Raw genomic sequence first — 13375 nt, 5'->3', positions numbered from 1 at the left:
GTACACTTCCACGCTAATTTGCTCGAGTATCAGGAACATACACATGATCGCTTGCCTGCGGCTGTTCTCTGCCCTCTGCCTGGCTGCCCTTCTGGCTGCCTGTGCCGGTTCGCCCTCCTCCAGCCTTGGCGAATTGCCACGCACCCCCGATGCCAGCATCGAACAACTGCTCGAACAAGCCGCTGCGGCGAAGTCGCCGGATCAGGCAGCGTTGCTGAAACTGACGGCGGCCGATCTGGCAGCGCGCCAGAACAACCCGAGCCGCGCCGCGAGCATCCTTGAGCAGGTGCAGATGGACCAGCTCAAAACCGACAAACAAATCTACGCCAACACTCTGTCTGCCGAACTGGCACTGGGTCGCAGCCAGCCGAAAGCCGCGCTGACCGCACTCAACCACCCGAGCATGCAGCATCTGGGCGAAATGCCGGTTGACCTGCAAACCCGTGCTCACACCGTTCGCGCCCGGGCTTTTGAGGCAGATGGTCAGACCCTCGCCGCCGCGAGTGAGCGCGTGTTCATGGGCCCGCTGCTGCAAGGCGACGCACTGAACGCGAACAACGACGCCATCTGGACGCTGGTTGCCGCGCTGCCACCCGAGCAGCTGCAAAGCTCGGCCAACGATGACATGGGCGGCTGGCTGAGCCTGGCCCGCGCGGTCAAAGGTGCCGGCACGCTGGAGCAGCAACAGGCGGCCATCGACAACTGGAAAGCGCAGAACCCTCAGCACCCGGCGGCACGTCAGTTGCCGACTGCCCTCGCGCAATTGCGTGACCTGAAGAGCCAGCCTTTGACCAAAATTGCGTTGCTGCTGCCGCAAGACGGTCCGCTCGCTTCGGTATCCCGCGCGCTGCGTGACGGCTTCATGGCCGCGAACTATCAAGCTCAACAGGCCGGCGAGAAGCCACCTGCGATCGAAGTGTTCGACAGTTCCCGCGTGACGTCGATGGACGCCTTCTACGCACAAGCCAAAGCGGCCGGCGTGCAACTGGTGGTCGGTCCGCTGGAGAAGCCACTGGTTAAACAACTGAGCGCTCGCCCTCAATTGCCGATCACCACGCTGGCGCTGAACTACAGCGATTCCGGTACCCAGGGCCCTGCCGAGCTGTATCAGTTCGGTCTGGCGGCTGAAGACGAAGCTCGTGAAGTGGCGCGCCGCGCCTGGGCCGATGGCAAGCGCAGTGCGGTGGCCATGGTGCCAAAGGGCGAATGGGGTGATCGCGTGCTGGAGGCCTTCCGTCAAAGCTGGCAAGCCAAGGGCGGCACCCTGCTGGGTGCTGAACGCATTGATCAGCCGGTCGCACTCGCTCAACAGGTTGCCGATCTGTTCCAGCTGCGCAGCAGCGAAGGCCGTGCCCAGCGCGTCCAAAGCGCCACTGGCACGCAGATGGCTGCCCAGCCCTCCCGTCGCCAGGACGTAGACTTCATGTTCCTCGCCGCGACGCCTCAACAGGCGCAGCAGATCAAGCCGACCATGGTCTTCCAGTACGCTGGTGATGTTCCGGTCTACGCCACTTCGCACCTGTTCACCAACAGCGGCGACCCGGCGATGTACAACGACCTGAACGGCGTGCGCTTCTGCGAAACCCCGTGGTTGCTGAACGCTAACGACCCGCTGCGCCAGCAAGTGACCGCTCAATGGCCACAAGCCTCCGGCAGCCTTGGCCGTCTCTACGCCATGGGCATCGACGCGTATCGTTTGGCGCCACGACTGACTCAACTGAAAACCCTTCCTGACAGCCGCATCGATGGCCTGTCCGGCAGCCTGGCGATCGGTCAGGGCCAACGCATCGAGCGTCAGCTGCCGTGGGCAGAGTTCGTAGACGGCAAGGTCCAGCGCCTGCCGGACACCGCGCCTTGACCTCAGGCACCACCCGTCAAACAGCAGGGCGCGAGGCCGAAGCCTACGCCTTGCGTCACCTGCAACAGCATGGCTTGCAGCTGATTACCCGCAACTGGTCATGCAAACGCGGCGAGCTTGATCTGGTCATGCTCGACGGCGATACAGTAGTATTCGTCGAAGTTCGGTATCGTCGCCACGCCGGTTGGGGTGGCGCACTGGAAAGCGTCGATTTTCGCAAGCAGGAAAAGCTCACGCTGGCGGCTCAATCCTTTCTGCAAAGCGAGGTGCGCTGGGCCGATTCGCCGTGTCGCTTTGACGTTGTCGCGATCAATGGCGACCCCGGCACGTCGCCTCCGCTTAACTGGCTGACGAACGCTTTCGATTGCTGAAAACGCGATGATTCCGTCGGATTGCAGCGTAAGATCGGCCGCCTTCCCTTTCGTAGGACCGGCTTTAGCCGGGAAGCTTCTGGTATTGCGCTTTATCCCTTACCACCCAACGAACCACACTGGCTCTTTTTGCTCTTTGCTTTGCGGGCTGCACAGTTTTGTGCCGGGACGCCGATGACTTATCGGATGCCGCCCCGACCAGCCGCCCCTATTAAGGTTTTCATAGATGGACATGCAATCCCGAATCCGCCAGCTTTTTCAGGCCAGCATCGACACCAAGCAACAGGCGATGGATGTGGTTGCCCCCCACATCGAGCAAGCCAGCCAAGTGATGGTCAACGCCCTGCTCAACGAGGGCAAGATGCTCGCCTGCGGCAACGGCGGTTCGGCGGGTGATGCTCAGCACTTTTCCTCGGAGCTGCTCAACCGTTTCGAGCGCGAGCGACCGAGCCTGCCCGCTATCGCGCTGACCACCGACACCTCCACCATCACCTCGATTGCCAACGACTACAGCTACAACGAAATCTTCTCCAAACAGATTCGTGCGCTGGGTCAGCCGGGCGATGTGCTGCTGGCGATTTCCACCAGCGGCAATTCGGCGAACATTATTCAGGCCATCCAGGCCGCACATGATCGTGAAATGATTGTCGTAGCCTTGACCGGTCGCGATGGCGGCGACGTCGCGTCGCTGCTGTTGCCGGAGGACGTTGAAATCCGCGTCCCGGCAAAAGTCACCGCACGTATTCAGGAAGTCCACCTGCTGGCGATCCACTGCCTTTGCGACTTGATCGACAGCCAACTGTTCGGGAGTGAAGAATGATATCCAAACGTCTTAGCCTGCTGGCCCTGACGCTCTGCCTGGGCATCAGCGGATGCAGCTCGGTGATCAACGCCAGCCGTGAAGCGCCGATCGATGACGATCGCGGTACACGCACCTTCGGCAGCAAGATCGACGACTCGCTGATCGAGACCAAGGTCTCGGTGAACATCGCCAAGGCCAACCCTGATCTGGACAACGCCTCGCACATCGTCGTGACCAGCTTCAACGGCATCGTCCTGCTGGCCGGCCAGACACCGCGCGCCGACCTCAAGCAACTGGCCGAGCAAACCGCCAGCCAGGTGCAGAAGGTCAAGAAGGTGAACAACGAGCTCCAGGTCACCGGCCCGTCCTCGATGCTGGCGCGCAGCAATGACGCCTGGCTGACCAGCAAGATCAAAACCGAGATGCTGACCGACAGCACAATCCCGGGTTCGCGCATCAAGGTCGTGACTGAAAACGGCATCGTCTACCTGCTGGGCCTGCTGACCCAGGCAGAAGCCACCCGCGCCACCAACCTGGTGCAAGGCGTCGGCGGCGTACAGAAGATCGTGAAGCTGTTTGAGTACATCGACTGACGGTGTGGCAAGCGCCAATCAGCACTTACAAAAAAAGGCGATCCCTCGGGATCGCCTTTTTCGTTACTGCAGGCTCAACTTACTTGACCACTTTCAGACTCGGCCGGCCCGTAGGGCGTGGTGGCTCGTCGTTCGGTGGCGGCATGTCGTCTTCGACGTCCAGATCTTCGTCTTCATCCACAGCAGGCTCAAGGTCGAAGACCATGCCCTGGCCGTTCTCGCGGGCATAAATGCCCATGATGGCGGCAATCGGCACGTACAGGCTGTGGGGAACGCCACCGAAGCGGCCTTCAAAACTCACCGCGTCGTTGTCCATGTGCAGATGGCGCACGGCGCTCGGTGAAATGTTCAGGACGATCTGCCCGTCATTAGCAAAGCCTTGCGGGACTTGCACCGCTGGATACTCGGCGTTGACGAGTACGTGCGGTGTGCAATCGTTATCCACGATCCACTCATACAGCGCGCGGATCAGATAAGGGCGACTGGAGTTCATCAAACGGCTCCTAAGGCCTTAGCGCATGTCGCGTTCGGCACCAGACAGACTTGCCTGAAATGCCTCACGCGCAAATTGGCGCTCCATATAGTCAAGCAGCGGCTTGGCGGGCCGCGGCAATTCGATACCCAGAATCGGCAGGCGCCAGAGTATGGGCAATAGACAGCAGTCAACCAGACTTTGCTCGTCGCTCAGGAAAAAAGGCTTGTCCGCGAACAACGGCGACACGCCGGTCAGACTTTCGCGCAGTTCCTTGCGCGCCTGAACACGTGCAGCTTCTTTGCTGCGCGGGTCCAGAATCAGATCCACCAGACCGCACCAGTCGCGCTGAATCCGGTGGATCAGCAAGCGGCTGTTGGCACGCGCCACCGGATAGACCGGGAGCAGCGGCGGATGGGGATAACGTTCGTCCAGGTATTCCATCACCACCGTCGACTCGTACAACGCCAGGTCGCGATCGACCAGGGTTGGCACGCTGCCGTACGGATTCACCTCGATCAATTTGGGCGGATGACGGCCCTCGACAACTTCAATGATCTCGGCGCTGACACCTTTCTCGGCGAGCACAATGCGCACGCGATGGGAATAGTGGTCGGCGGGGTCGGAGTAACAGGCCAACCGATTGGTCACGCCCATGGCGGTCCTCCTCGCTTGTAGATATTCAAAAAGCAGAAATACGGATGCGCCGCGAGGGCGCTTTCGGCGACGTCCACGATGATCGGGTGTTCAACGCGGGCGACAAGATAGCTCATTTACTCAAGGTAGATTCTGCAATCTTCAGCCCGCCACTATACCTGCTCTTCCCTCATTACCTGAAACAGCTCAGCCGCAAGCGGCGCAGACCCGCGAATCAGACGTCCGCTCAGTGGATGTCTTTCCAGAATTCGCGCTTGAGCAGGTAGGCCAGGATGAACAACCCGGCGAGGTAAAGCAGCACGAAGGTGCCGATGCGCTGGTGCTGGAGCTTGTCTGGGTTGGCTGAGTAAGCGAGGAAGGTGACGAGGTTCTTGATCTTCTCGTTGAACTGTTCTTCGGTCAGCGTGCCGGTGTTGGCCATGGTCATCAGTTGATCGCAGGCTTGATCGGTCAACGGCGAGCCAGCAGGCCCATCGCTTTTTTTGTCGCCTTCGCCACGCGGTACCTGCTGGCAGCCGAGCCTCTGACGCCCCTGAAGCCCTTCCAGCACGTTGGGCATGGCCACGTCGGGGAGAACGCTGTTGTTCACGCCCCAGGGCCGCGTCGGGTCCTCGTAGAATGATCGCAGGTAGCCGTAGAGCCAGTCAGTTCCGCGTACCCGCGCCACAAGGGTCAGATCGGGCGGTGCTGCGCCAAACCAGTTCTTCGCATCCGCCGGCTGCATGCCGATGGTCATGTGATCGCCGATCTTCGCTCCGGCAGGCGCCAGCTTTTCCAGCATCAGCTCGTGGGAAATGCCCAAATCGTCCGCGACGCGTTCATAGCGCTGGAAACTGGCGCTGTGGCAACCCATGCAGTAATTGACGAACGTCTGCGCGCCATCCTGCAGGGCCCCTTTGTCGGACACGTCGATGTCGACGCTTTCCAGTTCCGCGCCATACTCACCGGCAAACGACAACGCCGGCAACAGGGCAATGAGCAAGACCAGGCACAGCGTTTTCATCAACCGGTCACCCTGTCCGGCACCGGCTTCGTCCGCTCCATCCGCGTGTAGAACGGCATCAGGATGAAGTAGGCGAAATACAGGAAGGTGCAGACCTGTGACAGCAACGCACGGCCGGGGCTCGGCGGCAGAACGCCCAGCACCCCGAGCGTCCCGAAGGACGCGCAAAACAGCAGCAGCCAGAGGCGGCTCAGCCAGCCCTTGTAGCGCATCGATTTGACCGGACTGCGGTCAACCCACGGCAGCACGAACAGCAAGGCGATGGCTGCGCCCATGGCCATGACGCCGAGGAGCTTGTCCGGGATGGCGCGCAAGATGGCGTAGAACGGCGTGAAGTACCAGACCGGCGCAATGTGCTCCGGGGTCTTGAGTGGGTTCGCTAGCTCGAAGTTGGCCTTCTCGAGAAAGTAGCCGCCCATCCCCGGGAAGAAAAATACCACCGAGCAGAAGATCAACAAAAACACCACGACGCCGAGCAGATCCTTGACCGTGTAGTACGGGTGGAAAGGAATGCCGTCCAGGGGGTTGCCGTTCTCGTCCTTGTACTTTTTGATGTCGATGCCATCGGGGTTGTTCGAGCCCACTTCACGCAGCGCCAGAATATGCAGCACCACAAGCCCGACGATCACGATCGGCAAGGCCACGACGTGCAGCGCGAAGAAGCGATTGAGTGTGATGCCTGAAACGAGGTAATCGCCACGAATCCACTGAGCGAGGTCGCCCCCGATGAGGGGAATCGCGCCGAACAGCGAAATGATCACCTGAGCGCCCCAGTACGACATCTGCCCCCACGGCAGCAGGTAGCCGGTAAACGCTTCCGCCATCAGCGCCAGATAAATCAGCATGCCGAAAACCCAGACCAACTCCCGCGGCTTCTGATATGAGCCGTACAGCAGCCCGCGAAACATGTGCAAGTAGATGACGATGAAGAACGCCGATGCGCCAGTCGAGTGCAGCAGTCGCAGGATTGAGCCGTATGCGACGTCACGCATGATGTACTCGATCGAGGCGAAGGCCCCCTCAGCTGTGGGCGTGTAACTCATCGTCAGCCAGATGCCCGTGAGGATCTGGTTGACCAGCACCAGCAACGCCAGCGAGCCGAAGAAATAGAAGAAGTTGAGGTTCTTGGGTACGTAATACTTGCTGAGGTGGTTCTCCCACATCGAAGTCGCGGGAAAGCGCGCATTGATCCAGTCCATGAGCCTGCTCATCACGCTTTCTCCTGATCCACACCAATGACGATGATTGAGTCCGACTCGTAGGAATGCGGGGGCACTGGCAGATTCAGCGGTGCAGGCTGCGCCTTGTAGACGCGTCCGGCAAGGTCGTACCTGGAGCCGTGACAAGGGCAGAAATATCCGCCGACCCAATCTTTGCCCAGGTCGACCGGGGCGACTTCGGGCCGAAACGTAGGCGAGCAGCCGAGATGGGTACAGATGCCGATCAACAGCAGGATGTCAGGCCGGATTGAACGGACAACTGGATCGACATAGGCAGGCTGGATGGAATCCTTTGAATCAGGGTCGGACAGCTCGCCGATAAGCTTGCTCAGACTGGACAGGATCTCGGGCGTGCGACGGACAATGAACACCGGCTGACCGCGCCATTGAGCGATCATCTGCTGGCCCGGCTCGATCTTGCTGATGTTGACTTTGACAGGCGCTCCCGCCGCCCTGGCTTTGGCACTGGGGAACCATGAACCCACAAATGGCACGGCGGCGCCTACCGCTCCTGCTGCGCCTACCACAGACGTGGCTGTCACGAGGAAGCGACGCCGGGCCGTGTTAACACCGTCATTGCCCATTGCGCCCTCTTCCGTCAGCATCCGAGATCTCCTTGATCAGGCCCTCGAAATCAATAAACGACAGCCATAAAAAAACGCCCAGCTTCGTATAGAAACTGAGCGTTCTTTTTGAACGGAAGCGAATTAACGCTTCGAGTACTGCGGACGCTTACGCGCTTTACGCAGACCGACTTTCTTACGTTCAACTTCGCGAGCATCGCGAGTGACAAAGCCTGCTTTGCGCAGAGCGCCGCGCAGGGTTTCGTCGTATTGCATCAGAGCGCGGGTGATACCGTGGCGGATTGCGCCAGCTTGACCACTCACACCACCGCCGATGACAGTGACGTAGATGTCGAATTTCTCGACAGTCTGAGTCAGTTCCAGCGGCTGACGAACTACCATGCGGGCAGTTTCGCGACCGAAGAACGAGTCCAGGGAACGGTTGTTGATGGAGATGTTACCGGTACCCGGACGCAGGAAAACGCGAGCGGTTGCGGTCTTGCGACGGCCAGTGCCGTAATTTTGAGTCGCCGACATAATGAACTATTCCGTTAAAACTTCAGTTCTTGGGGCTGCTGAGCAGTATGAGGGTGTGCAGCGCCCGCATAGACTTTCAGCTTACGATACATGTCGCGACCCAGCGGGTTCTTAGGCAGCATGCCTTTGACCGCGGTCTCGATCACGCGCTCAGGAGCTTTGGCGATCAGCTTTTCAAAGTTGATCGACTTGATCCCGCCCGGGAAACCGGAGTGAGAGTAGTAGATCTTGTCGGTGGTCTTGGCACCGGTCACACGGATCTGCTCGGCATTGATCACGACGATGTAGTCGCCAGTGTCAACGTGCGGAGTGTATTCCGGCTTGTGCTTGCCACGCAGACGGCTCGCGATTTCAGTGGCCAGACGACCCAGGGTCTGACCAGCAGCGTCGACGACGAACCAGTCGCGCTTTACTGTTTCCGGTTTAGCGGTAAAAGTTTTCATTCTTTATAGCCTCAAAGGCCGCCCTGAAAAATAGACGGCGGAGCATACTCATTAGTACGGTCTTTGACAAGTCAAAGGCCGCCGGGCACGAACGCTATAGGGGGCTCGGGTCAGCGCGTTCGATCGCAGCGGTTTCTTTTGTCGCCGGGCATCACTCCAGCGACAAAGAGGAGCGGAATTATGCAGATTGCGAAAAAAATTTCAACCTGCTTTTATGGCTCTTTTAAACAGGAGAGCCAAATGGACTACCGCCAACTGGGCAGAACCGACCTCAATGTCAGCGCAATCTGCCTCGGCACCATGACCTGGGGCGAGCAGAACAGCCAGTCCGAGGCCTTCGCGCAGATCGAACGTGCCAAGGCCGCCGGCATCAATTTCATCGACACCGCCGAGATGTATCCGGTCCCGCCGAAGAAAGAAACCTACGCCAGCACCGAGACCATCATCGGCAACTGGTTCAAGCAGAGCGGCGACCGCGCTGACTGGATCCTCGCCAGCAAGATCGCCGGTCCCGGCAACGGCATCGACTACATCCGTGACGGTCAGCTGAAATTCAACCGCGATCACATCGTCGCGGCGCTGGATGCCAGCCTCAAACGCCTGCAGACCGATTACCTCGATCTGTATCAACTGCACTGGCCTGAGCGCAGCACCAACTTCTTCGGCAAGCTGGGTTACAACCACAGCGAGGAGCACTTCACCCCGCTGCTGGAAGTGCTCGAAGCGCTGGACGAGCAGGTCAAGGCCGGCAAGATCCGCCACGTCGGTCTGTCAAACGAAACGCCGTGGGGCACCATGAAGTTTCTTGCTGAATCCGACGCCCATGGCCTGACGCGCCCGGTGTCTATTCAGAACCCCTACAACCTGCTCAACCGCAGCTTCGAGGTGGGTCTGGCGGAAGTGGCGATTCGCGAGCAGTGCGGCCTGCTGGCCTACTCGCCTATGGCGTTCGGCATGTTGTCCGGCAAATATGCCGACGGCGCTCGCCCTGCCAAGGGCCGTTTGAGCCTGTACAGCCGCTTCACGCGCTACTTCAATCCGCAATCGGAAGCGGCCTGCGCGCGCTACGTTGCGCTGGCGCGTGAGCACGGTCTTGATCCCGCGCAAATGGCACTGGCGTTCGTGACCAGCCGCAGCTTCGTGACCAGCAACATCATCGGTGCAACGACGCTCGAGCAGCTGGAAAGCAACTTGGCGAGCGCGGAACTGGTGCTGTCGGATGAAGTGCTGGCGGGCATTGAAGCGATTCACAAGGATCAGCCGAATCCTGCGCCTTGATCGATGATTAATTGTAGGAGCGCGCTTGCCCGCGTATAGCGTTTGATCAGTCACCGACGGCTTGGCTGACCTACCGCCATTTCGCGGGCAAGCGCGCTCCTACAGGCCTGTGTCGAGCTTCACAGAGACCGGGCAATGATCTCTTTCATGATTTCGTTGGTCCCGGCATAAATCCGCTGCACCCGCGCATCGGCCCAAGCCCGGGCGATCGGGTATTCCCACATGAAGCCGTAGCCGCCATGCAGCTGCACGCATTCGTCCAGCACCTTGCATTGCAGGTCAGTTGACCAGTATTTCGCCATGGCCGCCGTGGGCACATCCAGCTTCCCTTCCAGGTGCAACTCCAGGCACCGATCAATGAACGTACGACCAATCTGAACTTCAGTGGCGATTTCGGCCAGTTTGAAGCGGGTGTTCTGAAAATCGATGATGGCCTTGCCAAACGCCTTGCGCTCCCGCGTGTAGTCGAGCGTCCATTGCAAGGCCGCTTCGGCGGAGGCAATGGCGCCGATGGCGACCGTCAGGCGCTCCTGCGGGAGTTCCTGCATCAAATACGCGAAACCCATCCCGGCCTGACCCAGCAGGTTCTCCTTGGGCACTCTCACGTCCTGGAAGAACAATTCCGACGTGTCCTGCGCCTTCATGCCGACCTTTTCCAATCGCTTGCCCTTCGCAAAACCGGCCGTGCCCGCCTCCACGACAAACAGGCTGGTGCCCTTCGCGCCTGCACCGGGATCAGTCTTCGCGACGACAATCACCAGATCAGCGAGAAACCCGTTGGTGATGAAGGTTTTCGAACCATTGATGATGTACTCGTCGCCATCCAGCACTGCGGTGGTCTTGACCCCTTGCAGGTCGGACCCCGCGCCCGGTTCGGTCATCGCGATGGCGGTCACCAGCTCCCCCGACACCAGCTTGGGCAAATATTGGAGCTTCAGCGCCTCACTTCCGTAGTGGAGGATGTACGGCGCGACGATATCCGAATGCAGAGAGAACCCGATACCGGTCAGGCCGAGGCGAGAGATTTCCTCGATCACCACCGTGGTGTAGAGGAAGTCCGCGCCCATGCCGCCGTACTCTTCCGGCAGGTGCGAACACAACATGCCCTGCTCCCCCGCCCGGTTCCACAGCGTACGGTCGATGTGGCCCTGCTTCTCCCACTGGGCATGAAACGGCACCGCGTGCTGTTCGAAGAACTTGCGGACGCTGTTACGGAACAGTTCGTGTTCTGAGCTGAAGAGTGTTCTGGCGAGCATGGCTGCACCTGGCGCGAAGGATTGTCGGACAAAACGTCAGCAGAGCGTAGGCGCAGCCGGTTGACGGCGACACTGGACACATCCGACAAAAAATAAGACGATCACGCCGTTGCTTGACCACTTTCCCATATAAGAACAAAAGACTATGTCTATCCAACCCAACACGCCATTGCGGCGTGTCAGCATTCTTGCGATTGATGGCATTTTTGCGTCCACGCTCATGCAAGCCAAAGACTTCTTTCACCTCGCCAGCCTGCGCTACGGCAAGCAGTTGGGACAGGGCTTCAAGCCGGCCTTCGAAACCCGACTGGTCAGCCCGGACGGAAAGGAAGTTCGCAGTTTCAGCGACGTCGTGATCCCCGTAGACGGTGTGCTTGAACACAGCGACATCATCATCCTTCCTGCTTTCGTCGAAGACTTTGACACCCTGCGCGAGCGCTATCCGCAAATCCTGCCGTGGCTGCGCGAGCAACATGCGCGCGGCGCTGTGCTCTGCGGTGAGGCCAGCGGTGTGTTCTGGCTTGGGGATGCGGGGCTGCTCGACGGCAAGGAGGCGACCACCTACTGGCGGTTTTTCAACGAGTTCGCCGAGCGTTTTCCGAACGTGCTGCTGAATCAGGAAAAACACCTCACCGACGCCGATAACCTGTATTGCGCAGGCGGCACGATCTCAGCGTGTGATCTTTATATCTACCTGATCGAGCGCTTCTGCGGCGCCCATGTTGCGCAGACCGTCGCTCGCGACATTCTCTACGAAGTGCAACGCAGCTACGCACCGGGACGGATTGGGTTTGGCGGGCAAAAGCTGCACCAGGACGTGATCATCCTGCAGATCCAGCACTGGCTCGAAGAACACTTCGCCGACAAATTCCGTTTCGAGGATGTAGCCCGCGAGCACGGCATGAGCATCCGCAACTTCATGCGCCGCTTCCAGACCGCAACGGGCGACAAGCCGCTGCATTACCTGCAACGCCTGCGCATCGAAACCGCAAAGGGCTTGCTGTCAGGCTCACGCAAGAGCATCAAGACCATCAGCTACGAAGTGGGCTACGACGACGCCAGCTTCTTCGCGCGGCTGTTCCGTCAACACACCGACCTGTCGCCGAATCAGTACCGCCAGCAGTTCCAGCAGGCGGCCTGACAGCAGCTTCAAGCGGCAAGCTTTAAGCTGCAAGTGAGCGATATCTCCTCTTGCAGCTTTCCGCTTGAAGCTTGCAGCTCCCGCCTAGGGCTTATGCGCCCGCGACAGAAATTCGTGGGACTGCATTTCCAGCAAGCGGCTGAGCGTGCGCTGGAATTCGAAGTTCAGGCGACCGCCGGTGTACAGGTCTTTCAATTCGACTTCCGCCGAGATGATCAACTTGACGTTGCGGTCGTAGAACTCGTCGACCATGTTGATGAACCGACGCGCGATGTCGTCCGTGGTCACGCTCATCTGCTCCACGCCGCTGAGCAGCACCGCATGGAAGATCTTGCCGAGTTCGATGTAGTCGTTCTGGCTACGCGGGCCATCGCACAGCTCACGGAAGTCGAACCACGCCACGTCGTCGCAGGTACGGATCGCCTTGATCTGCCGATTCTCGATGATCAGCACATCGTTCTCGATGGCCTTGGTGCATTCCGGGGTCAACGCACGGAAGCTCTTGCGCAGGCTCTCCTCTGCCGCTTCGTTCAGCGGGAAGTGGAACAGCTCCGCTTGCTCAAGATGGCGCAGGCGATAGTCGACGCCGCTGTCGACGTTGACGATCTCGGTGTTCTGCTTGATCAGCGCAATCGCCGGCAGGAAGCGCGCACGCTGCAAACCGTCCTTGTACAGGCCGTCGGGAACGATGTTCGACGTCGCGACCAGGGTCACGCCGTTCTTGAACAGCTCTTCCATCAGTGTGCCGAGGATCATCGCGTCGGTGATGTCCGATACGAAGAATTCGTCGAAACAGATCACCCGCGCTTCCTCGGAAAACTGCTTGGCGATCAGGGTCAGCGGGTTCTTCTCGCCCTTGAGGTTTTTCATTTCCTCGTGCACACGCTTCATGAAGCGGTGGAAGTGCGTGCGCGTCTTGTCTTCAAACGGAAGCGCTTCGAAGAAGGTGTCGACCAGGTAGGTCTTGCCCCGGCCCACACCGCCCCAGAAATACAGCCCCTTCACAATCGGGGCTTCTTTCTTGCCGAACAGCTTGCCCAGCAATCCCGGCTTGCGGTCATGGGCGGCGACCAGATCGTCGTACAGACGCTGCAGATGGCGCACAGCATTCTCTTGCGCGGCGTCGTGGAAAAAGTCCGGACGCTTCAGGTCAGCTTGGTATCGTTCTAGAGGGGTCATAG

The 13375-nt window shown here is 59.5% G+C and carries 15 protein-coding genes; 6 read left to right on the top strand and 9 right to left on the bottom strand.

Going from position 1 to position 13375, the window contains the following annotated elements:
* The first annotated feature begins 43 nt into the window (after window positions 1-43).
* The 4 genes from SLW74_RS07070 (at window position 44) to SLW74_RS07055 (ending at window position 3624) form a co-directional block, all read left to right on the top strand.
* Window positions 44-1858 (top strand): penicillin-binding protein activator, encoded by a 1815-nt coding sequence (locus SLW74_RS07070; RefSeq protein ID WP_065992139.1) that lies wholly within the window; start codon window positions 44-46, stop codon window positions 1856-1858.
* Window positions 1855-2229 carry a YraN family protein gene (locus SLW74_RS07065; protein WP_410928465.1) on the top strand — a complete coding sequence of 125 codons (375 nt, stop codon included), beginning with the start codon at window positions 1855-1857 and terminating at the stop codon, window positions 2227-2229. The genes SLW74_RS07070 and SLW74_RS07065 overlap by 4 nt, the downstream gene beginning before the upstream one ends.
* 226 nt (window positions 2230-2455) lie before the next feature.
* Window positions 2456-3049 carry a phosphoheptose isomerase gene (locus tag SLW74_RS07060; protein WP_065992135.1) on the top strand — a complete coding sequence of 198 codons (594 nt, stop codon included), beginning with the start codon at window positions 2456-2458 and terminating at the stop codon, window positions 3047-3049.
* The gene (locus SLW74_RS07055) at window positions 3046-3624 is read left to right on the top strand and encodes a BON domain-containing protein (RefSeq protein ID WP_133772193.1); all 579 of its coding nucleotides are present in this window, start codon (window positions 3046-3048) and stop codon (window positions 3622-3624) included. Before SLW74_RS07060 ends, SLW74_RS07055 begins: the two co-directional genes overlap by 4 nt.
* A gap of 79 nt (window positions 3625-3703) precedes the next feature.
* Here SLW74_RS07055 and SLW74_RS07050 read toward each other — a convergent pair whose 3' ends face one another.
* The 7 genes from SLW74_RS07050 to rplM all read right to left on the bottom strand — a co-directional run bounded on the left by SLW74_RS07050 (window position 3704) and on the right by rplM (window position 8519).
* Window positions 3704-4117: a ClpXP protease specificity-enhancing factor gene (locus SLW74_RS07050; protein WP_065992131.1), complete on the bottom strand. Its 414-nt coding sequence runs from the start codon at window positions 4115-4117 to the stop codon at window positions 3704-3706.
* A gap of 18 nt (window positions 4118-4135) precedes the next feature.
* Window positions 4136-4753 (bottom strand): glutathione S-transferase N-terminal domain-containing protein, encoded by a 618-nt coding sequence (locus SLW74_RS07045; protein WP_065992129.1) that lies wholly within the window; start codon window positions 4751-4753, stop codon window positions 4136-4138.
* Between the two features lie 226 nt (window positions 4754-4979).
* A complete protein-coding gene (locus SLW74_RS07040; RefSeq protein ID WP_410928464.1) occupies window positions 4980-5756 on the bottom strand; it encodes a cytochrome c1 in 777 nt (258 codons plus the stop codon).
* A complete protein-coding gene (locus tag SLW74_RS07035; RefSeq protein ID WP_410928463.1) occupies window positions 5756-6967 on the bottom strand; it encodes a cytochrome b in 1212 nt (403 codons plus the stop codon). Before SLW74_RS07035 ends, SLW74_RS07040 begins: the two co-directional genes overlap by 1 nt.
* Window positions 6967-7560, bottom strand: a complete 594-nt coding sequence (gene petA / locus SLW74_RS07030) for a ubiquinol-cytochrome c reductase iron-sulfur subunit (RefSeq protein ID WP_296312604.1) — start codon at window positions 7558-7560, stop codon at window positions 6967-6969. Before petA ends, SLW74_RS07035 begins: the two co-directional genes overlap by 1 nt.
* Before the next feature lie 123 nt (window positions 7561-7683).
* Window positions 7684-8076, bottom strand: a complete 393-nt coding sequence (gene rpsI / locus SLW74_RS07025) for a 30S ribosomal protein S9 (protein WP_065992123.1) — start codon at window positions 8074-8076, stop codon at window positions 7684-7686.
* A 14-nt stretch (window positions 8077-8090) separates the two neighbouring features.
* Window positions 8091-8519, bottom strand: coding sequence for a 50S ribosomal protein L13 (gene rplM, locus SLW74_RS07020; RefSeq protein WP_019693576.1), 429 nt, complete (start codon window positions 8517-8519; stop codon window positions 8091-8093).
* A gap of 240 nt (window positions 8520-8759) precedes the next feature.
* Between rplM and SLW74_RS07015 the strand changes: the two genes are divergently transcribed.
* Complete coding sequence (locus SLW74_RS07015) at window positions 8760-9797, top strand: NADP(H)-dependent aldo-keto reductase (protein WP_065992121.1); 1038 nt, start codon at window positions 8760-8762, stop codon at window positions 9795-9797.
* A gap of 119 nt (window positions 9798-9916) precedes the next feature.
* Here the strand turns inward: SLW74_RS07015 and SLW74_RS07010 are convergent, their stop codons facing one another.
* Window positions 9917-11053: an acyl-CoA dehydrogenase family protein gene (locus SLW74_RS07010; RefSeq protein WP_410928462.1), complete on the bottom strand. Its 1137-nt coding sequence runs from the start codon at window positions 11051-11053 to the stop codon at window positions 9917-9919.
* A gap of 220 nt (window positions 11054-11273) precedes the next feature.
* On the opposite strand from SLW74_RS07010, the gene SLW74_RS07005 reads away from it, so the two are divergent.
* Window positions 11274-12194: a GlxA family transcriptional regulator gene (locus SLW74_RS07005; protein ID WP_172612965.1), complete on the top strand. Its 921-nt coding sequence runs from the start codon at window positions 11274-11276 to the stop codon at window positions 12192-12194.
* A gap of 84 nt (window positions 12195-12278) precedes the next feature.
* Here the strand turns inward: SLW74_RS07005 and zapE are convergent, their stop codons facing one another.
* Window positions 12279-13373, bottom strand: a complete 1095-nt coding sequence (gene zapE / locus SLW74_RS07000; RefSeq protein WP_065992112.1) for a cell division protein ZapE — start codon at window positions 13371-13373, stop codon at window positions 12279-12281.
* Window positions 13374-13375 lie beyond the last annotated feature (2 nt).

The sequence above is a fragment of the Pseudomonas sp. W5-36 genome (assembly GCF_046540455.1).
Taxonomy (GTDB): domain Bacteria; phylum Pseudomonadota; class Gammaproteobacteria; order Pseudomonadales; family Pseudomonadaceae; genus Aquipseudomonas; species Aquipseudomonas graminis_B.
This window is presented reverse-complemented; position numbering and strand designations above follow the sequence as displayed.

Excerpts from the sequence above, each read along its gene's own strand:
- SLW74_RS07070 (WP_065992139.1), top strand. The coding sequence starts at position 44 with ATGATCGCTTGCCTGCGGCTGTTCTCTGCCCTCTGCCTGGCTGCCCTT.
- SLW74_RS07060 (WP_065992135.1), top strand. The coding sequence starts at position 2,456 with ATGGACATGCAATCCCGAATCCGCCAGCTTTTTCAGGCCAGCATCGAC.
- SLW74_RS07055 (WP_133772193.1), top strand. The coding sequence starts at position 3,046 with ATGATATCCAAACGTCTTAGCCTGCTGGCCCTGACGCTCTGCCTGGGC.
- SLW74_RS07050 (WP_065992131.1), bottom strand. The coding sequence starts at position 4,117 with ATGAACTCCAGTCGCCCTTATCTGATCCGCGCGCTGTATGAGTGGATC.
- SLW74_RS07045 (WP_065992129.1), bottom strand. The coding sequence starts at position 4,753 with ATGGGCGTGACCAATCGGTTGGCCTGTTACTCCGACCCCGCCGACCAC.
- SLW74_RS07040 (WP_410928464.1), bottom strand. The coding sequence starts at position 5,756 with ATGAAAACGCTGTGCCTGGTCTTGCTCATTGCCCTGTTGCCGGCGTTG.
- SLW74_RS07035 (WP_410928463.1), bottom strand. The coding sequence starts at position 6,967 with ATGAGCAGGCTCATGGACTGGATCAATGCGCGCTTTCCCGCGACTTCG.
- petA (WP_296312604.1), bottom strand. The coding sequence starts at position 7,560 with ATGGGCAATGACGGTGTTAACACGGCCCGGCGTCGCTTCCTCGTGACA.
- rpsI (WP_065992123.1), bottom strand. The coding sequence starts at position 8,076 with ATGTCGGCGACTCAAAATTACGGCACTGGCCGTCGCAAGACCGCAACC.
- rplM (WP_019693576.1), bottom strand. The coding sequence starts at position 8,519 with ATGAAAACTTTTACCGCTAAACCGGAAACAGTAAAGCGCGACTGGTTC.
- SLW74_RS07015 (WP_065992121.1), top strand. The coding sequence starts at position 8,760 with ATGGACTACCGCCAACTGGGCAGAACCGACCTCAATGTCAGCGCAATC.
- SLW74_RS07010 (WP_410928462.1), bottom strand. The coding sequence starts at position 11,053 with ATGCTCGCCAGAACACTCTTCAGCTCAGAACACGAACTGTTCCGTAAC.
- SLW74_RS07005 (WP_172612965.1), top strand. The coding sequence starts at position 11,274 with ATGCAAGCCAAAGACTTCTTTCACCTCGCCAGCCTGCGCTACGGCAAG.
- zapE (WP_065992112.1), bottom strand. The coding sequence starts at position 13,373 with ATGACCCCTCTAGAACGATACCAAGCTGACCTGAAGCGTCCGGACTTT.